Genomic DNA, 24,972 nt, shown 5'->3' with positions numbered 1-24,972 from the left:
GGTCGGGACAGGCTCGTACCCCTGCCGTCAGTGTCCCCTCGTAAGCTTGATCGTGATGAGACGCAGAAGCCCGGTCCCTCCCTCTCCCCTGCCGCAGCGCAACGGGATCGATCCGGTGCGGCTGAGGCTGCCGCAGGGGGCAGCGTGGGCGACCGTGCGTGATCATCTGGTGGAGCGGCTCGCGGCCGAGGCGGAGGTGATTGACGGGATGCTGGACGCAGGGCTGATCGTGGACGCCGACGGGCGTGCCGTGCCGCGTGACATGGCGTACGTGCCGGGCATGTTCGTGTGGTTCCACCGGGAGCTGCCGTCCGAGGTGCCGGTGCCGTTCACGCTGGACGTCGTGTACCGCGACGAGCACATCGTCGTCATCGACAAGCCGCATTTCCTGGCCACGACACCGCGCGGCAGCCATGTCACGGAGACCGCGCTCGCGCGGCTGCGCCGAGAACTGGGCCTGCCCTCGCTCGGCGCCGCCCACCGCCTGGACCGGCTCACAGCCGGGCTGGTCCTGTTCACGGTGCAGCCCGCGGAGCGCGGCGCGTACCAGTCACTGTTCCGCGACCGGCTCATCGCCAAGGGATACGAGGCCATCGCCCGGTACGATCCGGCGCTCGCCCTGCCGCGCACCATGCGCAGTCGGATCGTGAAAGAGCGTGGGGTCATGGCGGCGCGCGAGGTCGCGGGCGAGCCCAATGCCGTCAGCGACGTGGAGTTGTTGGAACAGCGGGACGACGGGCTGGCCCGCTATCGGCTGAAACCCCGCACCGGGCAGACACACCAACTGCGGGTGCACATGACGGCGTTGGGGGTGCCGATCCTCGGCGATCCCCTCTATCCCGTGGTGACCGGCCCCGTGGCGGCCGGTGACTTCCGACGCCCGCTCCAACTGCTGGCGCGGGTCCTGGACTTCACCGATCCGGTCACGGGGCGCGAGCACCGGTTCGTCAGCCCGCGTGTGCTGCAAGCCTGGTCGTCGTACGAAGAGTGGGCCGGGTAGCTTCGGTGCCCCGATCGGCTCAGTCGCCGCGCCACCAGCGCAGGAAGCGCCGGAACACGCCCGGCCGACGGACCAGTTCGGGCATTGCCGCCGGCGTCGAAGCGGGGGGCTCCTGAGCTGTGGGCTGCGCCTGCGGCTCCGGAGTACTGACCTTCCAGTTGTTCGGGCGCTGCGACGGCACCGGGTTGATAGAGGGCCGCTGCATGACATCCTGCTGGGGCTTCCGCGCGAACTTCACCGGCAGTTCCACGAGATGCCGGTTCAAGATGGACGTCCTCCACCGCAACTCGTGCTCCTCGCAGGCGAGTTGGATATCCGGGAGGCGGGTCAGCAGCGCGTCGACACCTACGTCGGCGATGGCGCGGCCGATGTCCTGGCCCGGGCACTCGTGGGGACCGCCGCTGAACGCGAGGTGGGAGCGGTTGCCCTGCATGTTGGCCTTGAGGTCGGGGCGCACGCGTGGGTCGACGTTGCCTGGGGCGATGCCCAGGAGGAGGCCGTCGCCCTTGCGGATGTGCTGACCGCCGAGCTCGGTGTCCTGCTTGGCGAAGTAGCCCAGCATGGTGCTGAACGGTGGCTCGTCCCACAGGGACTGCTCGACCGCCTGGGGCACCGTCATCTGGCCGCCGTTGAGCCGGGCACGGAACCCGGGGTCGGTGAGCACCACCCGCAGTACGTTCGCGAGAAGGTTGGCGGTGGCCTCGTACGAGGTGATCAGGACGACGCGCAAGTGCTGGCCGATCTCCTCGTCGTTGAGCCCCGCCGGGTGGTTGATCAGGTGGCTGGTGAAGTCGTCCTTGGGCTCGGCCCGGCGGCGGACGGTGAGCCGCATCAGGACGTCCATGATGTACGCGTTGCTGGCGATGGCGGTCTCGGTGCCCTTGAGCATGTCGCGGGCGGCCTGCACGATCCGGTCGTTGTACTCGTCCGGCATGCCGAGGATCTCGCACAGCACCGCCATCGGCAGATGTTCGGCGAACTGACTGACCAGATCGGCCCTGCCCTCCTCGCAGAACTTGTTGACGAGGTGCTGGGTCGCCCGGTTGATGTAGCGGCGGATGCCCCGGTGGTCGATGGTCGACATGGCGCCGGTGACCGCGCCGCGCAGCCGCAGGTGCTCGTCGCCCTCGGCGTGGCAGCAGATGGGCTGCCAGGCGACGATCGGCATGAGCGGGTGATCCGGCTTGACCGTGCCGTCCTGCAAAGGGGCCCACACCCGGGTGTCACGGGTGTACTGCGAGGGGGTGCGCAGCATGTGCATGTTCTCGCCGTGACCGAGCACCACCCAGATCGGCACGTCGTCGTGGAGCAGGGCGGGGGCCACCACGCCGTGCTCGGCGCGGAGTTTCTCGTACACGGCCCCCAGGTCCTGCGCCTCGGGGCCGTACAGCCGGCGCAGTCCCCCGGGGCCGAGGCCGTGCGCGGGGCAGCCGGGGGGCGGGCCGAGCGTGGGATCGTCCGTACCGGTCAGGGAGTGTCGTTCAGGCGTCACGGTGGTCGCTCCGAAAACTGAAGTGGATCCGATGTCCGGGGAGTCCGGGACAGCGGGACAGAACTACGGCTGCGGGTACGCGGATCGGGCTCGGGATCAGGTCAGCGAGCCCGTCATCGCGAGCGAGTGCAGGAAGGTCATGAGGGTCATCAGGACGTCCCGGCTGGAGGCCCGGCGACGTGCGTCGCACTCCACGATGGGGATCTCCGGCGCCAGGTCGAGCGCCTCACGCAAGTCCTCGACGGGGTAACGGGGACCGTCCGGGAACGAGTTGACAGCGATCACGAACGGCACACCGCTCTCCTCCAACCGCCCTATGACATCGAAACTGACCTCCAAGCGCCGAGTGTCGATCAGCACCACCGCCCCGAGCGCCCCCTCGAACAGCCCGTTCCACAGGAACCAGAAGCGTTCCTGGCCGGGGGTGCCGAAGAGGTACAGCACCAGCTGCTCGGTGATGCTGATGCGGCCGAAGTCCATCGCCACGGTGGTGGCGGTCTTGGTCTCGGAGCCGTAGTCGTCGTCGACCCCGATGCCGGCCTGCGTCATGGTCTCCTCCGTGGTCAGCGGCCTGATCTCGCTGACCGAACCGACCATGGTCGTCTTGCCCACCCCGAAACCGCCCACGATGACGATCTTCACCGCGGCCTGTGCCGTCTGCGGCAGATGGTCCTCGGTCCGTGGTCCGGGGAGGGTGTCAGAGCTTTTGAAGTCCATGCATCACCGCTTCGAGGAGGGAACGGTCGGCGATCGCCTGCCGCACGATCGGGGCGCGCGCCTGGACCAGTTCGGCCGTCAGCAGCTCGGTGAGCAGGACGGTCACCACGCTGAACGGCAGATTGAGATAGGCCGACAGCTCGGCCACGGACAGGGGGGCGGCGCAGAGCCGGATCAGCGCCGCGCGCTCCGGCGTGGAGGAGGGCGGCGGATCGGCGCGCGCCACGATTAACGTGACCAGGTCGAGGGCGGCGCGCTCGCGTCCCTCTGCCGATCCGGTGAGCACGTACAGTCGCTCGGGCTCCTTGCGCGGGCCCTGTTTGAGGGGCTCGGGCGGGGGCTGTTCCTTGGGGTGGCGCCGCCGGCGTTGCGGAGGAGTCATACGGTCTGCCCGTTACGTCGGGGCGGGCTGGTGAGATGGGCGCCGATCCGGACGACCAGGTCACGCATGCGGTTGCTCATCAGACCGGGTTCGGCGACCACGTCGGAGAGCACCGCGAGATAGGCGTTGGAGCCCGCCGCCATCAGATAGAAGTAGCCACCGTTGATCTCGATGATGACCATGCGCATCGTGCCGTCGCTGTCCGGGATCTCGTGGGCGACGGCGCTCGCGAGGCTCTGCAGCCCCGCGCAGGCCGCGGCGACCCGGTCGGCGGCGTCGGGGTCGCCGCCGTAGCGGGCGATCCGCAGTCCGTCGGCGGAGAGCACCACGATCATCTCGATGCCCGGTACGCCGTCGGCGAGCTCCTTGAGCATCCAGTCGAAGTTGGCTCGCTGCTGGATCACTTGCGGTCCCCCTCGTCGTCGGCCTCCACACGGGCCGGCTCGGTCGTCTGGGTGAATGGGGTCGGGTCCGGGTCGCCCTTGAGTCCGTTCATGAACGCCTCGACCCACAGCCCCGGTTCGGGTTCTTTCTTCTCGGGCTCGGGCGCCGGCTCGGCCCAGGCGGACCGGGCCTCCCGCTCGGCCTGTTCGGCCCGTTCGGCCGCCGCCTGCTCGGCGAGCCGCTGGCTGAGCGGCATCTTGACCCGGCTGCGGCGCTGCGGCAGGCCGCCCACCGTCCACTCCGTGACCTCGGGGACCTCGTCCACCATGGAGACCGTGGCGGGGATGCGGGGGCTGGTCGGCCGGCGCTTCTTGGGCGTGCGCTTGGGGCCCTCGAGCGCGCCGAGCTCGATCTTGGGCGCGGCGGTCGCGCCGATACCGTGGGCGAGGCCGGGTGCGGGCTCGCTGCTGAGCATGTCCCGCGGCACGACCAGGATGGCGCGGACGCCGCCGTACGCGGAGGCCCTGAGCGAGACCTGCATGTTGTACGTCTGGCAGAGCCGGCCGACGACGGTCAGGCCCAGGCGCGGGCTCTCACCGAGGTCCTGGAGGTCGATACCGGCCTTGGCCTGCTCCAGCATGTTCTCGACCCGGGCACGGGCCTCCTCGCTGAGGCTGACGCCGGCGTCCTCGATCTCGATGGCGACACCGGTCTGCACCTCGACGGCGGTGACGTGCACCTGGGTCTGCGGCGGCGAGTAGCGGGTGGCGTTGTCGAGGAGTTCGGCGGCGGCGTGGATGAGCGGTTCGACGGAGGTGCCGTTGATGTTGACCTTGGCGATGGAGTCCAGCGAGATGCGCCGGTACTCCAGGATCCGGGACATGGCGCCGCGCAACGTGCTGTAGAGCGTGACGGGTTGGGGCCACTGACGGCCGGGACGGCCGCCGCCCAGCACCGAGATGGAGTCGGCGAGGCGGCCGATCAGCGCGGTGCCGTGGTCGATGCGCAGCAGGTCGTCGAAGACCTCGGGGTTGCGGCCGTGGTCCTCTTCCATCTCGCGGAGTTCGTTGGCCTGTTGGTGGACGATCGCCTGGACACGCCGGGCGATGCTGACGAAGTTGCGCTGCGCGGAGTCACGCATGGCCGTCTCGCGGTCCACGATGTCGAGCACCGTGCGCAGCAAACCGCGCTGCGGTTCGGGGAGTTCGCGCCACTGGGGGTGGGAGTCGACGACTTGGCGAATCACCTCTCCGGGGGATTCTCCGGTACGCATTCCGTACAGCGCGGCGGGCATGATCTCCGTCGCGAGCCGCTCGATGTCCTGGTCGTGGCCGGCGATACGCCTTTCCATGTACGCACGGTCACGAGCGTGATCCGCGCGCAGGTCACGCACGGTCCGGCCGCGGCGGACCGCTTCGGCCGCGGTCACGATCACCAGGAGCGTGGCGATGCCACCGCACAAGCCGACTGCGGCCCGGGCCGGCTCCGTCACCATGGCGACGGCGGCCCCGGTCGCCGCGGCCATCACTATGGCGGGCAGCAACAGCACACGGGCGTACGGAAGTTCACGGCGGCCGGGGGGCGATTGAACACTCACCATGTATGCCCTCTAGAAGAAGTCGGCTGGGGTAGGGGGAGAGACCCGGGGGATCTTCGTTATGTTTAGGAACAAACGCACGAATACAGCCCAACTCGGTGCGCTGCGGGCGAGCTTAGTCCGACCGGATCATCGCCGTGTCATATTCAGCAAGCCCCTGAAACGGGACACGGGAGAGGAGTACGCTCAGCCCATTTACACGTAGTGACACTGCTCGAACACAGCACGTGACGACGAACGGGCATACGAAAATCACTCACCGTAAGGAGTGAAGCCCCGATTCCGGCCCTGATTCCGGCCGGGTTTGCGGCTCAGATTCCGGCGATGCGCAGCGCCGCGTCGGCCGTCGCCTCCGCGAAGGCGGACACCGGCCGCTCGGGGTCGGAGCGGTGCACCAGGATGACGCCCTCGATGAGCCCGAACAGCAGATCCGTGCGCAGTTCCAGCTCACTCTTGGCGAGCGCCCCGCCGGCGGCGGTCGCGGCGAGCAACTGCCGGTAGGCGTCCTTGAGTTCGGCGCGTACGGCGTGGAAACCGGCGAAGCGTTCGGCGCGCACCTCGGGCAGCAGGTAGAGCCCGCCGAGGTTGTGCGTGCCGCCGCACAGCAGCTCGACGTCGGTGCGGCACAGCTCCCAGAGCCGGTCCTCGGCCGGGGTGGTGTCGTCCGCGAGGAGTTCCCTGGCGCAGGTCAGCGAGGGTGTGACCGTGGACTCCAGGAGGTCCGCGAGGAGTTCTTCCTTGCCGGAGACGTAGTGGTACATGGAGGCCTGCCGCATGCCCGCGAGTTCGGCGACGGCCCGGGTGGTGGTGGCCGCGTAGCCGCGGGTGGTGAACAACTCGGCCGCGGCGGCGAGCAGTTCGGCGCGCGGGGACAGTCCGCTGTCCGGCCGCTGATCGGCCCGCGGCCTGCCGACGCGACGGCCCCCCTGTGCACCCGTTGTCCCCATGCGTTCGATCCTCGCACACGGCACCGCACCGCGAACGCCCGGCGATCTTGGTGAGGGCTCGGTAACCGACCGGCAACACCCGGGCAACCCCGGCGACCCGGCCGCCTCCTAATTTCTGTCGAGCGACAGAAATGTCGTACGACCGAGACGTCCCCGCAGCCGGAGGTCCCCGCGATGGCGACAGCGACCACTTACGGAGCCCGCGCCCACGCCCGCGCCCAGGAGGGCACACGGGCCGAGGCCATGCCCGTCGTCCCCGCCGCCGACTGGCCGGCCCCGCCCTGCGAGGCGGGCCATCTGGTGTGGGCCGAGACCGTCGCGGGCGGCAACTACACGCACAGCGTCCTGGCCCGCGGCACCGAACTCCGCCTGACCGACCTGCGCGGCGACGCCTGCGCCCACCTGCTCCTCCACGCGGCCGACCGCCCCTGGGAGCGGCTGAACGTCGCCGACACGGTCAAGGTCCAGTGGAACGCCTACCTCGGCGAGGGCCAACTCCTCCTCTCCGACCAGGGCCGCGTCCTCGCCTCCCTCGTCGCCGACACCTCCGGCCGCCACGACGCGCTCTGCGGCACCTCCACGCTCGTCCGGAACACCGAGCGCTACGGCGACGGCACCCCGCAGTCCGACTCGCCCGCCGGCCGCGAACTGTTCAAACTGGCCGCCGCCAAGAACGGCCTCGAACCCCGCGACCTGCCGCCGTCCCTCTCCTTCTTCCAGGGCGTCGAGGTCCGCGACGACGGCTCCCTCGACTTCACCGGCTCGACCGGCCCCGGCGGCAGCGTGACCCTGCGCGCCGAGCAGGACGTGACCGTACTGATCGCGAACGTGCCCCACCCGGCCGACCCGCGCGCCGACTACGTCAGCACTCCGCTGGAGGTGCTCGCCTGGCGCGCCGGGGCCACCGGGCCGGGCGACCCGCTGTGGGAGGCCACGCCCGAGGGCCGCCGCGCCTTCCTGAACACCACCGAATTCCTTGCCGCGAGGGGGCTCATATGAAGACCGCGACCGTACCCGCCCGCGCCGCCTGGTCCGCCGTGGTCCGCACCGGCGAGACCCTCACCATCACCGACCTGCACGGCAACCAGGCAGTCGACTTCCTCGTCTACGACGCCCACGACACGTCAATCCGCTACAGCGCCCCCGACACCATCCACGCCCAGGGCGGCATCTTCCTGACCACCGGCAGCGTGCTGATGTCCAACGAGCACACCCCGCTGATGACCGTCACCGAGGACGAGGTCGGCCGGCACGACACGGTCGGCGGCGCGTGCTCCAAGGAGTCCAACACCCTGCGCTACGGCCACCACACCTGGTCGCAGCACGCGTGCGTGGACAACTTCCTCGCCGAGGGCACCAAGTACGGCCTGGGCAAACGGGACTTGGTGTCCAACATCAACTGGTACATGAACGTGCCGGTCGAGAAGGACGGCACCCTCGGCATCGTCGACGGCCTCTCCGCGCCGGGCCTGAAACTGACCCTGCGCGCCGAACGCGACGTCCTGGTCCTGGTCTCCAACTGCCCCCAGATCAACAACCCTTGCAACGGCTTCGAGCCGACGGCGGTGGAGATGACGATCGTTGAGGCCGCCTCCCAAGGGGACGCCGCATGACCTTCGACACGCTGCTGGTCGCCAACCGGGGCGAGATCGCCGTCCGCATCATCCGCACCGCCCGCGAACTCGGCCTGCGCACGGTCGCCGTGTACTCCGACGCCGACCGCTCGGCCCCCCACGTACGGCTCGCCGACGAGGCGGTACGGCTCGGCCCGGCGCCCGCGAAGGAGTCGTACCTCGATGCCGACCTGGTCCTGAAGGCGGCCAAGGACACCGGCGCGGGCGCGATCCACCCCGGCTACGGCTTCCTCTCCGAGGACGCGGCCTTCGCCCGGCGCTGCGAGGACGCCGGAATCGTGTTCGTGGGCCCGACGCCGGGACAGCTGGAACTGTTCGGCGCGAAGCACACGGCACGAGCGGCGGCCGAGGCGGCGGGCGTCCAACTCGCCCCGGGCACAGGCCTGTTGACAGACCTGCCCGAAGCACTCGCCCAGGCCGCACGCATCGGCTACCCCGTCATGCTCAAGGCGACCGGCGGAGGCGGCGGCATCGGCATGTCGGCCTGCCATTCCGCCGACGAACTGACCGAGTCCTGGGAGCGGGTGCAACGCGTCGCCGCCGCCTCCTTCTCCTCCGCCGGAGTCTTCCTGGAACGCCTTGTCGAACACGCCCGCCATGTCGAGGTACAGGTCTTCGGCGACGGCGAGGGCAAGGTCGTCACCTTCGGCGACCGCGACTGCTCCCTCCAGCGCCGCAACCAGAAGGTGCTGGAGGAGGCCCCGGCACCGGGCCTGCCCGACGCCGTCCGTACCCAACTGGCCGCCTCCGCCCGCGACTTGTGTGCCTCGGTCGGCTACCGCTCCGCCGGAACCGTGGAGTTCGTCTACGACGCCGCCCGCGAAGAGGCCTACTTCCTGGAGGTCAACACCCGCCTCCAGGTGGAGCATCCGGTCACCGAGGAGATCTACGGCGTCGACCTGGTCGCCTGGATGCTGCGCCTGGCCCGCGGCGAGCGGGACGTCGTACGCGACCCGGGCAGCCCGCGCGGCCACGCCGTCGAGGCCCGCGTCTACGCCGAGGACCCGTCCCGCGAACACCGGCCCAGCGCGGGCCTGTTGACCCGCGTCGAGTTCCCGCACGGCGTCCGCGTCGACGGCTGGGTGGAGACCGGCACCGAGGTGACGACGTCATACGATCCGATGCTCGCGAAGGTCATCGCCTACGGCTCCGACCGCGCCCACGCACTGCGGCGCCTCGACGAGGCGCTGGCCCGCACCCGAGTGGACGGCATCGAGACGAACCTGGGCCTGGTCCGGGCGGCCCTCGCCGAACCGGACTTCCGTACGGCCGCCCACTCCACGGCGACCCTCGCCACCGTCACCGACCCCACGCCTCGCATCGAGATCGTCGCCGGCGGCACTCTCACCACCGTCCAGGACTGGCCAGGCCGCACCGGCTACTGGCAGGTCGGCGTCCCCCCGTGCGGCCCGATGGACGACCTCTCCTTCCGCCTCGGCAATCGCGCTCTCGGCAACGAGGAGGGCACCCCCGGCCTCGAATGCACGCTCCAGGGACCGACGTTGAGGTTCACACACGCCACCACGGTGTGCGTGACGGGCGTCCCCGCACCGGTGACGGTCGACGGCGTCCCGGTTCCGCAGTGGGAGCCGGTGACGGTCCCCGTCGGCGCGGTCCTGGAGATCGGCGCACCAGCCCAACACGGCCTGCGGACCTACGTGTTGTTCGCGGGCGGCCTGGACGTACCCGCCTTCCTCGGCAGCGCGAGCACCTTCACCCTGGGCCGTTTCGGCGGCCACGGCGGCCGGGCCCTGCGCACCGGTGACGTCCTGCACGGCGGCACGGTCACCGAGGGCACGCCGGTGCCACCCGCCGACCGTCCGGCCTTCGGTGCCGTATGGGAGGTGGCGGCGGTCGAAGGGCCGCACGCGGCACCGGAGTTCTTCACCGAGGACGACATCCACGACTTCTACGCGGCCGACTGGAAGGTCCACTTCAACTCGGCCCGCACTGGCGTCCGCCTGGTCGGCCCGAAGCCCCGCTGGGCCCGCACCGACGGAGGCGAGGCGGGCCTGCACCCGTCCAACATCCACGACACCCCGTACTCGGTCGGCGCCGTCGACTACACGGGCGACATGCCGGTACTGCTCGGCCCCGACGGCCCGTCCCTCGGCGGCTTCGTCTGCCCGGCGACGGTGATCAGCCAAGAGCGCTGGAAACTGGGCCAGTTCAGGCCCGGCGACACGGTCCGCTTCCTCCCGGTGAACGTGGACGGCTCACCCCGCCCATCCATCGTGGACGGCGGAATACTCGCCCGCGACGGCGACGTCACCTTCCGCCGCAGCGGCGACGACAACCTCCTGGTCGAATTCGGCCCCATGCAACTGGACTTGGCGCAGCGCATGCGGGTCCACGCCCTGATGGAGGCGGTCGCCGAGGCCGACTTCGAGGGCGTCACGGACCTCACCCCGGGCATCCGCTCCCTCCAGATCCAGACGGACCCGACCCGCCTGCCCCAGTCCCAACTCCTCATCTCCGTAAGGGAGATAGCGGCCGCACTCCCGCCCACCGACCAACTGATCGTCCCCTCCCGCACGGTCCACCTCCCCCTCTCCTGGGACGACCCGGCCACCCGCGAGGCGACCGCCCGATACATGGCCGGCGTCCGCGACGACGCCCCCTGGTGCCCCTGGAACATCGAGTTCATCCGCCGCGTCAACGGACTGGACTCGGTCGAGGACGTCTACGGCACGGTCTTCGACGCCGAGTACCTCGTACTCGGCCTGGGAGACGTCTACTTGGGCGCCCCGGTGGCCACGCCCCTGGACCCGCGCCACCGCCTGGTCACCACCAAATACAACCCGGCCCGCACCTGGACGGCGGAGAACTCGGTCGGCATCGGCGGCGCGTATCTCTGCATCTACGGCATGGAGGGACCCGGCGGCTACCAGTTCGTGGGCCGTACGACGCAGGTGTGGTCGGGCTGGCAGCAGCGCGGCGCGTTCGAACCGGGCTCGCCCTGGCTGCTGCGCTTCTTCGACCGCATCAAGTGGTACCCGGTGGAGGCGGACGAACTCCTCGAACTCCGGGCCGACATCATCTCCGGCCGTTTCGTCCCGCGCATCGAGGAGGGCACGTTCTCGCTCGCCGAGTACGAGGCGTTCCTGGCCGAACACGCCGATTCCATCGCGGAGTTCAGGACCCGGCAGCAGACGGCGTTCGGCGCGGAGCGCGATGCCTGGGAGGCAGCGGGCGAGTTCACCCGGGCGGAGGCGGCGGCCGCACCGGCCCCACCGCAGGCCGAGGTGACGATCCCGGTCGGCGGACGTCTGATCGAGGCCGAATTCGCTGCCTCCGTCTGGCAGTTGAACGTAGAACCCGGCGACGAGGTGACCGTCGGCCAACCCCTCCTGGCCCTGGAGGCGATGAAGATGGAATCCAGGGTCCACGCCCCGATGGCCGGTGTGGTGGCCGAGATCCTGGCCAGGCCCGGCGACCAGGTCGAAGCGGGCACGGCGCTCCTCGTCCTCGCCCCCACAAGCTGAACAGCAAGGAGCACCAAGAGATGTCGACCACCTCGACCACCGTGTCCCGAGTCCGCGCCGCCTACGCCCGCATCGAGGCCGTCGACCGCCCCGAGATCTGGATCGACCTGCGCCCGCAGCCGGAGGTCGAGCAAGAAGCACAGGCGTTGGACGCGCGAGTGGCGGCAGGCGAGCAACTCCCCCTCGCGGGCCGCCTGTTCGCGGCCAAGGGCAACATCGACGTACAGGGCCTGCCCACGACGGCGGGCTGCCCGGCGTACGCCTACGAGCCGGAGACGGACGCCCCGGTGGTGGCCCGCCTCCGCGCGGCCGGCGCGATCGTGCTCGGCACCACGAACCTCGACCAGTTCGCCACCGGCCTGGTCGGCACCCGCTCCCCGTACGGCGCGGTCCGAGGCGCCCACGACCCGGCGCTGATCAGCGGCGGCTCCAGCGCCGGTTCGGCGGTCGCCGTGGCTCTGGGCATCGTCGACTTCGCCCTCGGCACCGACACGGCGGGCTCGGGCCGGGTCCCCGCGGCCTTCAACGGCATCGTCGGCCTCAAGCCCACCCGGGGCCTGGTCCCGACGGCGGGAGTGGTCCCGGCCTGCGCCTCGATCGACTGCGTGACGGTCTTCGCCCGCACCCTCCCGGAGGCCGAACAGGCCCTGTCCTTCATGACCTCCCCGCCGGACCGCGGCCTCCCGCCCCTCCCCCAGCGCGCACCGGGCCCGTGGCGCATCGCGGTAGCGGCACGCGCACAGCTCGGCGAACTGGACGAGGGCTGGGCGGAGGCCTACGAGGCGGCGGTGGACCAGCTCAGGGGCGCGGGCGCCGAAATCCGCACCCTCGACCTCACCCCCTTCACGGAAGCGGCGGCGATGCTCTATCAGGGCGCGTTCGTGGCCGAGCGCTATACAGCGGTAGGGGGCTTTGTCGACAAAGCAATCGCAGACGGCACCGAGGGCCTGGACCCCACCGTCACCGGCATCATCACCCGGGCCCGGGACATCCCGGCCCACCAGCTGTACGCGGACGAGGAACGCCTGGCGACCCTCCGCACCCGAGCCCTGTCGGAACTGGCCGACGCGGACGCCCTGTTGCTGCCGACCGCACCGGGCCACCCCACCCTGGCCGAGGTGGCGGCCGACCCCCTGGGGGCCAACGCCCGCCTGGGCCGCTTCACCAACTCCACGAACCTCTTCGACCTGGCAGCGGTGGCCGTCCCGTCCGGTCGGGTGAACTCCCTGCCCTTCGGCGTCATGCTGATCGGCCCGGCGTTCACGGACGACCGCCTGGCCCGAATCGCGCGCGAGCTGGAGCCATCGCTCCAACTGGCAGTCGTAGGAGCCCATTTGACGGGCCAGCCCCTGAACCCCCAACTCCTGTCCCTGGGCGCCCACTTGGACCGCACGACAACAACGGCCCCGGTGTACCGCTTGCACGCCCTGGCGACGACCCCACCCAAGCCGGGCCTGGTGCATGTGGGCGAGGGCGGCGCGGAGATAGAGACAGAGGTGTGGCGACTCCCGGCGGAGGGCTTGGGCCGGTTGCTGGCGGCCCTCCCCCGCCCGATGACACTGGGAAGCGTGGAGTTGGCGGACGGTACGAGGGTCCCGGGCTTCCTGTGCGAGCCGGCCGCGCTGCCAGACGCAGAGGACATCACCAAGTACGGTGCCTGGCGAACCTACCTGAACCGCGAGGTCTTTTAGGGGCGCGGTGCTGTGTCGATGTGCGGCTCCGCCGCGTGGGCGCGACCAGCCACAACGCACCCGCCCCCCAGCCCGTCACCCCACCGACGAGTAGGCCACAACCCCCCGCAGCAACAGTTCAACAGCCTTACGCGCATTCTTCGCCACAGTAGAAGACGCCTCCCCACCAGAAACCGGCGCCGCAGCCGAGATCTGCCCGAGCACATCAATCACCTGCTTGCACCACCGGACAAAGTCCCCGGCCGGCATCTCCACCTCCCGAAGCACCTCGTCCAGCCCCTTCCCACTGGCCCACATGTACGCGGCCCAGGCGAAGCCGAGATCAGGCTCGCGCTGCCCGACCCCTTCGGTCTGGGTGATCCGGAAATCCTCTTCCAGGGCGTCAAGACGCCCCCAGATCCGCACCATCTCCCCCAGCGCGGCCTTGGCCGCACCGGACGGCACCTTCGGCGTCGTAGCGTCGTCGCTGACCCGCGCCTCGAACACCAACGCCGAGACGCACGCGGCGAGTTCGGCGGGGGCGAGCCCCTCCCAGACCCCCTCGCGCAGACACTCACTGGCGAGCAGGTCGAGTTCGCCGTAGAGCCGGGCCAGCCGCTTGCCGTGCTCGGTGACCTCGTCGCCGCGCAGATAGTCCAGCTCGGTGAGGAGCGCGACGATCCGGTCGAAGGTGCGGGCGATGGTGTTGGTCCGCCCCTCGATGCGCCGCTCCAGCTGCGTGGTGTCCCGCTGCAGCCGGTGGTACCGCTCGGCCCAACGGGCGTGGTCCTCACGGTCGTTGCAGCCGTGGCAGGGGTGCGCGCGGATCGCCGTACGCAACTGGGCGATCTCCCGGTCGTCGGCGGCCTGCGAGCGCTGCTTGCGGGCCCGCTCCGGCGGGATGTGCCCGGCCTTGGTGCGCAGCGCGGAGGCCAGGTCCCGACGGGACTGCGGAGAACGGGGGTTGAAGGATTTCGGGATCCGCATCCGGTCCAAAGCCTCGACGGGCACCGGGAAGTCCATCGACGCGAGCCGCTTGACCTGCCGTTCGACGGTCAGGACGAGCGGACGCGGGCCGTCGTGCTGCTCGAAGCCGCGGTGGCCGTTGGACCGTCCGGCGGGCAGGCCCGGGTCCAACACCAGTGCCAGGCCCGCGTACTTGCCGGTCGGGACGTGGATGACGTCTCCCGGCTTGAGCTTCTCCAGGGCGACGGCGGCCTCGGTGCGCCGCTGTGCCACGCCCTGCCGGGCGAGCTCGGTCTCGCGGTCCTTGAGCTCGCGACGCAGCCGCATGTAGTCGTCGAAGTCGCCCAAGTGGCAGGTCATGGAGTCCTTGTAGCCCTCCAGGCCCTCTTCGTTGCGCTGCACCTGCCGTGAGATCCCGACGACCGACTTGTCCGCCTGGAACTGCGCGAAGGAGGTCTCAAGGAGTTCGCGCGAGCGGTGCCGCCCGAACTGCTCGACGAGGTTGACCGCCATGTTGTACGACGGCTTGAAGCTGGAGCGCAGCGGATACGTACGCGTGCCGGCCAGTCCCGCGAGGTGCTCGGGGCTGATCCCGCGCTGCCACAGCACGACGGCGTGGCCCTCGACATCGATGCCGCGCCGGCCGGCACGACCTGTCAACTGCGTGTACTCGCCGGGCGTGATGTCGGCGTGCTGCTCGCCGTTCCACTTGACGAGCTTCTCCAACACCACCGAGCGCGCGGGCATGTTGATGCCGAGTGCCAGGGTCTCGGTGGCGAACACGGCCTTCACGAGGCCGCGCAGGAACAGCTCCTCGACGACCTCCTTGAACGTCGGCAGCATGCCCGCGTGGTGGGCCGCGATACCGCGCTCCAGGCCTTCCAACCACTCGTAGTACCCGAGGACATGCAGGTCCTCGGACGGAATGGACGCCGTGCGCTCCTCGACGAGGGCGCGCACCTTCGCCCGCGCCTCGTCGTCGTTGAGCCGCAGCCCGGCGTACAGACACTGCTGTACGGCGGCCTCGCAGGCGGCGCGGCTGAAGATGAACGTGATGGCGGGCAGCAGGCCTTCGCTGTCCAGCCGCTCGATGACCTCGGGGCGGCCCGGTGTCCACACCCGTGAGCGCTGTCTGCGCTCACGCTCCCGGTCGGCCTCGCGCATGGCACGACCGCGTCTGCGGTCCTGGAAGGAGGGGCGCTGCGCCTCCATGCGGGCCAGGCGGGCGAGGTCGGGGTTGACGGCCTTCTTGTTGCCCTCACCCTCCTCGAAGAGGTCGTACATCCGCCGCCCGGCGAGCACATGCTGGAACAGCGGCACCGGCCGGTGCTCGGAGACGATCACCTCGGTGTCGCCGCGGACGGTGTCGAGCCAGTCGCCGAACTCCTCCGCGTTCGACACGGTGGCCGAGAGCGAGACCAGGGTCACCGACTCGGGGAGGTGGATGATCACCTCTTCCCAGACGGCGCCGCGGAAGCGGTCGGAGAGGTAGTGCACCTCGTCCATGACCACATAGCCGAGGCCGAGGAGGGTCTGCGAACCGGCGTACAGCATGTTCCGCAGGACCTCGGTGGTCATGACGACCACCGGTGCCTCGGAGTTGACGCTGTTGTCGCCGGTGAGCAGGCCGACCTTGTCCGCGCCGTAACGGCGGCACAGGTCGGCGTACTTCTGGTTCGACAGTGCCTTGATGGGGGTCGTGTAGAAGCACTTCTTGCCCTGCTGGAGGGCGAGGTGGACGGCGAACTCGCCGACGATCGTCTTGCCGGAGCCGGTGGGCGCCGCGACCAGGACGCCCTTCCCCGCTTCGAGCGCCTTACAGGCCTCGATCTGGAAGGGGTCGAGACCGAAGTCGTACATCTCGCGGAAGTCCGCGAGCGCGGTGGCCTGCTCGGCTGCCCGCAGGCGGGCTGCCGCGTACCGCTCGGCCGGGGAGAGGTCCTCTGTCATCGTGCTTTCGAGCGTACCGGGCGCCACTGACAACAGGACGATCATTATCCTTTCCCATAGGTCCCCCACACACGGAGACCGGCCGCCCGCGCTGCGGGAACGGCCGGTCTCGGCGGAGGTCGGGAAGGTGATCAGGTCACGTCGTCATACCCGTTGACCCGGTCCGAACCGGTGCCGCTCGCCTGCTCGGGCAGGGCCGCCCGGCCGGCCGAGACGGCTTCGACGTCGCCGATGTCCTCGGGGGTGAGGTCCAGGTCGGAGGCCTCGTCGTCGGCCGGTCCCGCCTCGTCGCGGCGGCGCTTGCGCCGGTCGTTGAGCAGGGAGAAGACGACCGCGCCGAAGTACAGCACCCAGATCGGCCCGGCCAGCGCCAGCATGGTCAGCGGGTCGGTGCTGGGGGTGGCGACGGCTGCGAAGACCGTGATGCCCAGGATCATGGCGCGCCACCAGCCGAGCATCCGCTTGCCGGTCAGCGCGCCCGTGAGGTTGAGCATGATCAGCAGCAGCGGCAGCTCGAAGGAGAGGCCGAAGACCAGCACCATGCGCGTGACCAGGTCGAGCAGGTCGTCCAGCGGCAGCAGGTTGTTGACGTCGTGCGGGGTGAAGGTGAGCAGGACCTTCGCGGTGGTGGGCAGCACCCGGTAGGCGAAGTAGGCGCCACCGAGGAACAGCGGAACTCCGGTGCCGACGAAGGAGAGCGCGTACTTCTTCTCGTTCTTGTGCAGGCCCGGGGCGACGAAGCCCCACAGCTGGTACAGCCAGACCGGCGATGCCAGGACGACACCGGCCATCAGGGACACCTTCAACGCCAGTGTGAACGGCGTCAGGAGACCGTTGATGGTGATCTGCGCACACGGCTGGGTCGTCTTGGACGACCTCGCCAGCTGCTCGAAGTTCTGGGAGCAGCCGACCGATTTCAGCACCGGATCGGTGATGATGTTGACGATGTCGTTGTAGAAGAAGGCGGCCACGCAGGTCACCACGATGATGGCGAGCATCGCCTTCGCGAGCCGGTTGCGCAGCTCACGCAGATGGTCCGCGAGGGGCATCCGCCCCTCGGGGTCCTTCTCCTTCGTGCGGGCAGACTTGGGCAACCCACGTCCTCATCTCGTGCGGCAGGCCGGGGGCGTCCCGGCCCTGTGTCAGCGCTTGGTCGTGTCCGACGGCTCGGTGACGGGGCGCGAGCTGGTCACGTCGCCGGGGGCGGCCTGGATGGTGCGCTGCACGGACTCGTCGGTGTTCGGCGGGCCGGCGGGGGCGGGGGTGCTGCTGCCCTCTTCCTTCATCGCCTTGGCCTCGCTCTTGAGGATGCGGGCGGACTTGCCGAGGGAGCGGGCCATGTCCGGAAGCTTCTTCGCGCCGAAGAGCAGCACGATGACGACGAGGATGAGAATGATCTCGGGAGCTCCGAGCCTTCCGAACATAAGTCTTTACCTTCTCACCGAGGCGGCTGGGGTGGGGGTGCTGTCCGATCGGTCGGACACTTGTCCGACGTTCGTGCTGCCAGCGATCGTAACGCTCAGGGGTAAACGTCAGGCAATCCCCGTGCGTACTCCCGGTCCGCGCTCCGGGCCTCGTTATCCGGACCGCGATCAGCAGCGTACCCGCCCCGGGCGACAACGTGACAGGGCAAAGTGACGCGAAGCGCATCAGGCGCGCAACTCACACCCCACGCATACGTGACTCACAGTGCGTCGACGGAACGGGCCGTGGAGACTGCCGCTTTTTCCAGGTCCTCAGCCGCCCTGTTGATGCGCTGCGCGGCGTCCGTGACCTGCAGTCCGAGCCGCCGCGCCTCCAGAAAGACCCGGACGGCGAGCACCCCGAGCACGGCGAGACCCAGAAAACCGACAGCTATCGCGACCATCGCCCAGAACATGGGGCGAGCCTAGACCCTGTTACCCGACGGAGGTCAGGCGCAGGGTCCTGACCCCGCCGCCGGTGAGCAGTTCGACGATCCGCTCGCCCGCGGGCTTGCGGACCGCGGCGCCGCAGTCGGGGCAGGTGAAGGAGTAGAACGTGGTGCGGCTGGTGGCGCCGATGGCGAGGCGCAGGGCGCTCGCCGCCAGTTCGAAGTTGCCCCGGCAGTCCGGGCAGCCCGCTCTGAACACGACGGGCATCACGTTCTTCATCCCGGCGAACGCGGCGGCCACCGTCATCTCCTGGACGCCCGACATCGTCGACTCGCTCACAGCTCCTGCTCCTCTTCCCCTGGTCGTTCGCCTCCTGGGCGCCTCAGTCGTGACCGAGACGGCGACCGTGCTCACCCCTTCGGGCCTCCGCGCGCTCGCCGTCTCGGTCACGACGCGCCCCTCCGGCTCACTCCCGCCTCTCGTCAACACCGTGCACACCGTCAACCACGCTCTGCGGTCCGTCGTACGCCGCCAGTGCCTCGCGGGCGGCCCGGCGGGCGCTGTCGGCGAGGTCGCCCGGCGAGACGATCCGGCCGTCGCGCCCGAGCCGCAGGGCCAGGCGTCTCAGGGACGTCGGGTCGGGGGTGCGCAAGGTAATACGCAGCCCGCCGTCGGGAAGCTCATCGGCACTGTCGTGCGGGTAGTACTCGGCGACCCAGCGTCCGCCCGGGCCTACCTCGACGACGACCTCCGGGTCCTCGGCGGCGGGCTGCACCAGCGCCTCCGACAGGTCCCGCAGTTCGATCTCGGGCGGTGCGGACGGCTCGTCGAGGATCTTGATCTCGGCGACCCGGTCGAGGCGGAAGGTGCGGCGCGCCTCGGAGCGCCGGCACCAGGCCTCCACGTACGTGTGCCCGACGCTGACCAGGCGGATGGGGTCGATCTCGCGCTCGGACAGCTCGTCGCGGGCGGGTGAGTAGTAGCGGATCCACAGGCGGCGGCGCTCCGAGATCGCGCGGTCGACGTCCGCGAAGACACCGCCCTCGGACTCGAAGGTCACCGAAAGGCGCGCGCTGGCCCCGGCCGCCTCACCGGCCGCCGCCTCCAGTTTGGCGTTGGCCCGCAGCAGGGCCTGCCGGTCGCTCTCGCGCAGGCCGGGCAGTGTCGACACCGCGCGGGCGGCCACCAGGAGCGCGGTCGCCTCGTCGGCGGCGAGCCGGAGCGGTTCGGCGACGTCGTCCGGGTTGTGCCACCAGATGCGGTCGCCGTCGGTGTCGATGTCGAGCAGATCGCCGCCTCGGAAGCTGGTCCCGCACATGGGCAGGATGTCGAGGTCGGAGACCAGCTCGTCCTCGGTGATCCCGAAGGCACGGGCCACGTCCTCGACGCGTGCTCCGGGGCGCTCCTTCAGATAGGTCACCAGGGAGAGCATCCGCCGGGTCTGGTCGATGGCGTTGACGGGCCTGACCGGTTTGCCTGCCACAGTTCTCTTCCGCTCCCCCTCAGCCCTTGGCCACGGCACGCAGCCGGTCCACCACGTCGGCCCGCAGCTCGGCGGGCTCCAGGACGACCACGTCCGGCCCGAACTCGACCAGCCAGGCGTCGAGTCCGTGGCCGTACGGAATCTCCAACTCGTCCCAGCCGTCCCCGAGTTCCCGAACCGCCGTGGCTTTCGCCCGCAGGGGGTACCCGGAACCCGTGCGCAGCCGGATCAGGGCCGAGCGGTCGGCGGTCTCCCCCGCCCAGCTCGCGACGGTCTCGCGCACGGTGACGACATCGGGTACGTCCGCGGTGAACCGCCCGTTGCGCGAGCGCACCTTGCCGGTGATCCGGGAGAGGCGGAAGACGCGTTCGGCACCCCGGTCCCGGTCCCAGCCGGCGAGGTACCAGTGGCCGCGCCAGCACTCTAGGGCCCACGGCTCGACGCTGCGGGTCTCGGGGCGGGCGGCGGTGGCCTTGCGGTACTCGAACACGACCGGCCGACGGTCGCGACAGGCCAGCATCAGCGGCTCGAACGACGCCTCGTGTACCGGAATTCGAGGCTCCAGGGCGCCGTGCGGCTCGTACGGGTCGAGGTCCTCGGGCATTCCGGCGGCGCGCAGTTTCTGCAGTGCGCCGCTGGCCGCGCCGGCGAGCCGGGCCTGCTGCCACACCTTCGCGACGAGACCGAGCGCGGCGGCCTCCTCGGCGTCGAGGGTGATGGGCGGGAGACGGTTGCTGTCGCGGCGGGCGAGATAGCCGACCTCGCCGTCCAGGTTCTCCACCGTCTCGATGACCAGCCCGAGCTCGCGCAGATCGTCCTTGTCGCGCTCGAACATCCGGTTGAAGGAGTCGTCGGACCCGGCTTCCAGGTAGGCCTCGATGGATTCCCGCAGCTCACGCTTGCTGAGCGGCCGCCGGGTCCCGAGCAGACACAGCGCGAGGTTCATCAGCCGCTCGGCCTTGGCAATGGCCATCGACGCCCTTCGCCTTCCTCTGTACTTACGAACGATGACCGTACCGCCCCACGATGGCCTGACAAAAGCCGAGGGCCCATGCCCGAGCAGGCATGGGCCCCAGGTGATCGGGTCCGGTCGGATCCGGTGATCAGACGGCGACGAGGTCGACCACGAAAATCAGGGTCTCGCCCGGCTTGATCGCCGGGGTCGGGCTCTGGTTGCCGTAGGCGAGGTGCGCCGGGATGGTCAGCTGGCGACGGCCGCCGACCTTCATGCCCTGCACGCCCTGGTCCCAGCCCTTGATGACACGGCCGCCACCGAGCGGGAACTTGAACGGGGTGCCGCGGTTCCAGCTGGCGTCGAACTCCTCGCCGGTGCTGAAGGCCACGCCCACGTAGTGGACGGTGACGTTCTGGCCCGCCTGCGCGACCTCGCCGTCACCCTCCCACAGGTCCTTGATCTCCAGGTCGGCCGGGGGTGCGCCCTCAGGGAAGTCGATCTCGGGCTTCTCGATGCTCACGTCTCTAGCTCCTGCTTGTGTACGACAAGACAACTCGGACAGTCTCGCATCCCGGCCGCGCTCATGCGTCGGCAGGCACTTCACCCGCGGGACTACATCGCCGCCAGGATGTCGACCGAGAACACCAGGGTTTCGCCCTTCTTGATGGTGCCGCCGGTCGGCGGGGTGTCGCCGTAGGCCAGGTCCGGGGGCGCGACGATCAGGACGCGGCTGCCGACCTTCTTGCCGGTGACACCCTGCGCCAGGCCCTTGACGACCGACTCCATCTGCGAGATCGCGAACTGGCTCAACCGGCCCTGGGAGTACGTCGATTCGAACTGCTTGCCGGTGCTCCAGACCACGCCCTCGAACTGGCACAGGATCGTCTGCGACGCCTTGACGACGGCTCCGTCGCCCTCCAGGACGTAGTTCGACACCAGCTTCTTCGGCGGGTCCACCTTCGGGACAGTGACCGAGGGGGCCTTGCCGTCGGTGTTCGTACCGACCTTGGGCAGTGCGGAGTCGGACTGGGCGACGGCCTTGCCCTTGGCGGAGCTCTTGATGTTGAAGGCGTCCTGCACGTCGATCACGAAGACGAGCGTGTCGGTGCCCTTGATGCCCGCCTGGCTGTTGCCCGTCGTGCCGTATCCCCAGGTCGGCGGGATGGCCATCTCGACGCGGCTGCCGACCTTCCGGCCCGCCAGGCCGTAGCGCCAGCCGTCGATGATGCTGCCCTGGGCGAGCTGGATGACCAACGGGGTCTTGCGGTCGTAGGAGTTGTCGAAGACCTTGGCCGTCGACCAGATCTGGCCCAGGTAGTTGACCTGGACGAAGTCGCCCTCCGCGACGGCCTTGCCGCTGCCCGCGATGACCGTCTTGACCGCGAGGTTCTTCGAGGGGTCGCCGGTGCCCTTGGCGACGGTCGGCTTCTCGTCGAACTTCGTGCCCGCGGTGATCGCCGGCACCGGACCGTCGACCACCTTCGGTGGCGGAGCGGTCGAGGCCGAGGCGGACGGCGACGGCGACGCACTGGCCTTGCTGGAGGAGGAATCGCTGTCACCGCACCCCGCGAGCGTCACAAGTCCTGCGGGAACAGCGATGAGAAGGGAGCGTCGGCGCACGGTGAAGGCCTCGTATCGGTCGATCTTGTTGATGGCGTGCGCGCAACTCTACGGCGTGGCACGGGCCCCGTACGTGAAACGTACGGGGCCCGTGTGGCGTACCGAATATGTATCCGGACGTCGGTATCCGGACGCTTTGGCCTACATTCCGGCGATCAGTTTCTCCACCCGGTCGTCCACGGAACGGAACGGGTCCTTGCACAACACGGTGCGCTGCGCCTGGTCGTTGAGCTTGAGATGGACCCAGTCGACGGTGAAGTCCCGCCGCTGTTCCTGGGCCCTGCGGATGAAGTCGCCGCGGAGCCGTGCCCGAGTGGTCTGCGGCGGAACGGACTTGCCCTCGAAGATCTTCAAGTCGTTGCAGATCCGGGCGGCTTGGCCCTTCCTCTCCAGGAGGTAGTAGAGCCCTCGGCGACGGTGGATGTCGTGGTAGGCGAGGTCTATCTGCGCGACCCGCGGGTGGGACATGGTCATGTTGTGCTTGGCCCGGTACCGCTCGATGAGCTGGTACTTCATGACCCAGTCGATCTCGGTGCCGATCCGGTCGAGGTCCTCGGCCTCGATCGCGTCGAGCGTGCGGCCCCACAGCTCGAGGACCTGCTCGACGGTGCCGGTGCGGATGCCGCGACGGTCGACGAAGTCCACGGCCTTCTCGTAGTACTCGCGCTGCACCTCGATCGCGGAGGCCTCCCGGCCGCTGGCCAGACGCACCTTGCGCCGGCCCGTGATGTCGTGGCTCACCTCACGGATCGCCCGGATCGGGTTCTCCAGGGTCAGGTCACGCATCACCGTGCCCGCCTCGATCATGCGCAGCACCAGGTCGGTGGCCCCGACCTTGAGCAGCATGGTCGTCTCGGACATGTTCGAATCGCCCACGATGACGTGGAGACGGCGGTAGCGCTCGGCGTCCGCGTGCGGTTCGTCGCGGGTGTTGATGATGGGCCGGGAACGCGTCGTGGCCGAGGAGACGCCCTCCCAGATGTGTTCGGCGCGCTGGCTGACGCAGTACACGGCGCCGCGCGGAGTCTGCAGAACCTTGCCCGCGCCGCACAGCAGCTGACGCGTGACCAGGAACGGGATGAGGATGTCCGCGAGCCGGGAGAACTCGCCGTGCCGTGCCACCAGATAGTTCTCGTGGCAGCCGTACGAGTTGCCCGCCGAGTCGGTGTTGTTCTTGAAGAGGTAGACGTCGCCCGCGATTCCTTCCTCGTGCAGGCGTCGTTCGGCGTCCACCAGGAGTCCTTCGAGAATGCGCTCGCCGGCTTTGTCGTGGGTGACCAGTTCGGTCACGTTGTCACATTCGGGGGTCGCGTATTCCGGATGTGAGCCCACGTCGAGATAGAGCCGGGCGCCGTTTCGCAGAAAGACATTGCTGCTGCGGCCCCATGACACGACACGGCGGAAGAGGTACCGAGCCACCTCGTCGGGAGACAGACGCCGCTGTCCCCTGAACGTACACGTGACGCCGTACTCGTTCTCCAGCCCGAAAATGCGGCGGTCCATGAGTGAACATTACGCCCGATCCCCTGTGCTGAAACGGGGTTCGACCGCACGGTTTGGATCATTTTCCGATGAAGCCGCAACGACCGCTCCCCCGGCGGGAGCTGCGAGGACCCGCCCGGTGGCCAGCAGGACCAGCAACGACACCGCCCCGGCGGCCCCCGGCACGGCGAACCCCCACAGGGCTCCACCGGCCTCTACGACCGGTCCCGCGACGCCCGTTCCGACCGACGCTCCCACGGTGAACGTCGTCACAAGCCAGGAGAAGGCCTCGGTGACCGTCCCCTTCGGGGCATGCCGGTCCACGATGATGAACGCACAGGCGAGGGCGGGCGCGAGGAACACCCCGGCGAGCACGGTCAGCAGCACCATGGCGACCGCGCCCGGCATGAGCATCAGCGGCAGGTAACACACCGCCAGCAGCCCCACCAGCACCCGCAGTCGGCGCTCGGGCACCCCGCTCCACTGCCGCGCCCCGTAGACCGTCCCGCCCAGCAGCGCGCCCAGACCGATCGCCGCCATGAGCCACCCGTACACCACGTCACCGCCGTGCCCGTCCGCGTACGGCACGGAGGCGACCGTGATGGACCCGAGCGCCATCCCGACGAACAGGAACGCGCCCAGGAGCGCCAGCAGCCCCGGCGAGCGCAGGGCGCCCAGCCAGTGCGCGGCACGCGGAGCCGACCGCCACGCGCGCGAGGGCGGCGACACGACCACGGAGAGGGCGCCCAGCACTCCGATGACGTTCAGCACGAGCAGCGCCACCGGGGCGGACCACAGCGACACGAACACCGTCACGAGCAACGGCCCCGCGGTGAACATGACTTCCTGCGCCACGGCGTCCATGGCGTACGCCGTGTGCACCTGCTCCTCCCGGCTCAGCACGGTCGGCCACAGGGCGCGCAGACCGCCCTCCAGGGGCGGCGCGAAGAGGCCGGCGGCGGCCACGGCGACGTAGGCGAGCGGGCGCGGGTCGGTGCCCCAGCAGGCGAAGACGGTCATCGCGAGGGCCGACAGGACCGCGGCGGGCAGCTGCACCCGCGGCTGTCCGTGGACGTCCACCAGCCGGCCGAGGAGGGGCTGCCCGACGGCGTTGGCGATGCCGTAGACGGCCGCCAGTGCCCCGGCGAGGCTGTAGGTACCGCCCTCGGCGCGGATGAACAGCACGATCGCGATCGCGGCGGTGGCGTTCGGCAGCCGGCCGACCAGCGTGCCTATGAGCAGGCGAGTGGCGTGTCTCGCCCTGAGGATCTCCAGATATCCCACGGCCCTGCCCCACCCTCACGTTTTACGTATAACTTCCACCGTCATACGTACCATGTGCCCTGTCACGAGTC

At 69.8% G+C, this 24,972-nt stretch carries 22 protein-coding genes; 5 read left to right on the top strand and 17 right to left on the bottom strand.

Going from position 1 to position 24,972, the window contains the following annotated elements; translation table 11 throughout:
- Positions 1-55: 55 nt before the first annotated feature.
- Positions 56-1,000: an RluA family pseudouridine synthase gene (locus OH768_RS41685; RefSeq protein ID WP_406461647.1), complete on the top strand. Its 945-nt coding sequence runs from the start codon at positions 56-58 to the stop codon at positions 998-1,000.
- A gap of 19 nt (positions 1,001-1,019) precedes the next feature.
- On the opposite strand, the gene OH768_RS41680 is transcribed toward OH768_RS41685, so the two are convergent.
- The 6 genes from OH768_RS41680 to OH768_RS41655 all read right to left on the bottom strand — a co-directional run bounded on the left by OH768_RS41680 (position 1,020) and on the right by OH768_RS41655 (position 6,519).
- Positions 1,020-2,492 (bottom strand): cytochrome P450, encoded by a 1,473-nt coding sequence (locus OH768_RS41680; protein ID WP_406461646.1) that lies wholly within the window; start codon positions 2,490-2,492, stop codon positions 1,020-1,022.
- 96 nt (positions 2,493-2,588) lie between these two features.
- A complete protein-coding gene (locus OH768_RS41675; RefSeq protein ID WP_406461644.1) occupies positions 2,589-3,209 on the bottom strand; it encodes a GTP-binding protein in 621 nt (206 codons plus the stop codon).
- A complete protein-coding gene (locus OH768_RS41670; RefSeq protein ID WP_406461643.1) occupies positions 3,190-3,591 on the bottom strand; it encodes a DUF742 domain-containing protein in 402 nt (133 codons plus the stop codon). The genes OH768_RS41675 and OH768_RS41670 overlap by 20 nt, the downstream gene beginning before the upstream one ends.
- On the bottom strand, positions 3,588-3,995 hold the full coding sequence (locus tag OH768_RS41665) for a roadblock/LC7 domain-containing protein (protein WP_200715016.1): 408 nt from the start codon (positions 3,993-3,995) through the stop codon (positions 3,588-3,590). Before OH768_RS41665 ends, OH768_RS41670 begins: the two co-directional genes overlap by 4 nt.
- Positions 3,992-5,575: a sensor histidine kinase gene (locus tag OH768_RS41660; protein WP_406461642.1), complete on the bottom strand. Its 1,584-nt coding sequence runs from the start codon at positions 5,573-5,575 to the stop codon at positions 3,992-3,994. The genes OH768_RS41665 and OH768_RS41660 overlap by 4 nt, the downstream gene beginning before the upstream one ends.
- A gap of 308 nt (positions 5,576-5,883) precedes the next feature.
- Positions 5,884-6,519: a TetR/AcrR family transcriptional regulator gene (locus OH768_RS41655; RefSeq protein WP_406461640.1), complete on the bottom strand. Its 636-nt coding sequence runs from the start codon at positions 6,517-6,519 to the stop codon at positions 5,884-5,886.
- 174 nt (positions 6,520-6,693) lie between these two features.
- Here OH768_RS41655 and OH768_RS41650 point away from each other — a divergent pair, with 174 nt between their 5' ends.
- The 4 genes from OH768_RS41650 to atzF are packed head-to-tail and all read left to right on the top strand — an operon-like array spanning position 6,694 to position 13,329.
- On the top strand, positions 6,694-7,518 hold the full coding sequence (locus OH768_RS41650; RefSeq protein ID WP_406461638.1) for an urea amidolyase associated protein UAAP1: 825 nt from the start codon (positions 6,694-6,696) through the stop codon (positions 7,516-7,518).
- Positions 7,515-8,132: an urea amidolyase associated protein UAAP2 gene (locus OH768_RS41645; protein WP_406461637.1), complete on the top strand. Its 618-nt coding sequence runs from the start codon at positions 7,515-7,517 to the stop codon at positions 8,130-8,132. The genes OH768_RS41650 and OH768_RS41645 overlap by 4 nt, the downstream gene beginning before the upstream one ends.
- A complete protein-coding gene (locus tag OH768_RS41640; protein ID WP_406461636.1) occupies positions 8,129-11,638 on the top strand; it encodes a 5-oxoprolinase/urea amidolyase family protein in 3,510 nt (1,169 codons plus the stop codon). Before OH768_RS41645 ends, OH768_RS41640 begins: the two co-directional genes overlap by 4 nt.
- Positions 11,530-13,329, top strand: coding sequence for an allophanate hydrolase (gene atzF, locus OH768_RS41635; RefSeq protein WP_406465667.1), 1,800 nt, complete (start codon positions 11,530-11,532; stop codon positions 13,327-13,329). The genes OH768_RS41640 and atzF overlap by 109 nt, the downstream gene beginning before the upstream one ends.
- Before the next feature lie 75 nt (positions 13,330-13,404).
- On the opposite strand, the gene OH768_RS41630 is transcribed toward atzF, so the two are convergent.
- The 11 genes from OH768_RS41630 to OH768_RS41580 form a co-directional block, all read right to left on the bottom strand.
- Positions 13,405-16,269 carry a DEAD/DEAH box helicase gene (locus OH768_RS41630; RefSeq protein ID WP_406461634.1) on the bottom strand — a complete coding sequence of 955 codons (2,865 nt, stop codon included), beginning with the start codon at positions 16,267-16,269 and terminating at the stop codon, positions 13,405-13,407.
- Between the two features lie 86 nt (positions 16,270-16,355).
- Complete coding sequence (tatC, locus tag OH768_RS41625) at positions 16,356-17,318, bottom strand: twin-arginine translocase subunit TatC (RefSeq protein WP_406461633.1); 963 nt, start codon at positions 17,316-17,318, stop codon at positions 16,356-16,358.
- 48 nt (positions 17,319-17,366) lie between these two features.
- The gene (tatA, locus tag OH768_RS41620) at positions 17,367-17,648 is read right to left on the bottom strand and encodes a Sec-independent protein translocase subunit TatA (RefSeq protein WP_406461632.1); all 282 of its coding nucleotides are present in this window, start codon (positions 17,646-17,648) and stop codon (positions 17,367-17,369) included.
- A 260-nt stretch (positions 17,649-17,908) separates the two neighbouring features.
- On the bottom strand, positions 17,909-18,103 hold the full coding sequence (locus OH768_RS41615) for a hypothetical protein (protein WP_406461630.1): 195 nt from the start codon (positions 18,101-18,103) through the stop codon (positions 17,909-17,911).
- 19 nt (positions 18,104-18,122) lie between these two features.
- Positions 18,123-18,416 carry a hypothetical protein gene (locus OH768_RS41610; protein WP_388105823.1) on the bottom strand — a complete coding sequence of 98 codons (294 nt, stop codon included), beginning with the start codon at positions 18,414-18,416 and terminating at the stop codon, positions 18,123-18,125.
- A 127-nt stretch (positions 18,417-18,543) separates the two neighbouring features.
- The gene (locus OH768_RS41605; protein ID WP_406461629.1) at positions 18,544-19,560 is read right to left on the bottom strand and encodes a helix-turn-helix transcriptional regulator; all 1,017 of its coding nucleotides are present in this window, start codon (positions 19,558-19,560) and stop codon (positions 18,544-18,546) included.
- Between the two features lie 19 nt (positions 19,561-19,579).
- The gene (locus tag OH768_RS41600; RefSeq protein ID WP_406461627.1) at positions 19,580-20,533 is read right to left on the bottom strand and encodes a helix-turn-helix transcriptional regulator; all 954 of its coding nucleotides are present in this window, start codon (positions 20,531-20,533) and stop codon (positions 19,580-19,582) included.
- A gap of 130 nt (positions 20,534-20,663) precedes the next feature.
- Complete coding sequence (locus tag OH768_RS41595) at positions 20,664-21,035, bottom strand: FKBP-type peptidyl-prolyl cis-trans isomerase (RefSeq protein ID WP_403653422.1); 372 nt, start codon at positions 21,033-21,035, stop codon at positions 20,664-20,666.
- A gap of 92 nt (positions 21,036-21,127) precedes the next feature.
- The gene (locus OH768_RS41590) at positions 21,128-22,135 is read right to left on the bottom strand and encodes an FKBP-type peptidyl-prolyl cis-trans isomerase (RefSeq protein ID WP_381245886.1); all 1,008 of its coding nucleotides are present in this window, start codon (positions 22,133-22,135) and stop codon (positions 21,128-21,130) included.
- A 141-nt stretch (positions 22,136-22,276) separates the two neighbouring features.
- A complete protein-coding gene (gene pafA, locus OH768_RS41585) occupies positions 22,277-23,638 on the bottom strand; it encodes a Pup--protein ligase (RefSeq protein ID WP_043681683.1) in 1,362 nt (453 codons plus the stop codon).
- Between the two features lie 9 nt (positions 23,639-23,647).
- Entirely contained in the window at positions 23,648-24,901 is a 1,254-nt protein-coding gene (locus OH768_RS41580; RefSeq protein WP_406461624.1) for an MFS transporter, read from the bottom strand.
- Between the last annotated feature and the right edge of the window lie 71 nt (positions 24,902-24,972).

It is taken from the genome of Streptomyces sp. NBC_01622 (assembly GCF_045209635.1).
GTDB lineage: Bacteria > Actinomycetota > Actinomycetes > Streptomycetales > Streptomycetaceae > Streptomyces.
This window is presented reverse-complemented; position numbering and strand designations above follow the sequence as displayed.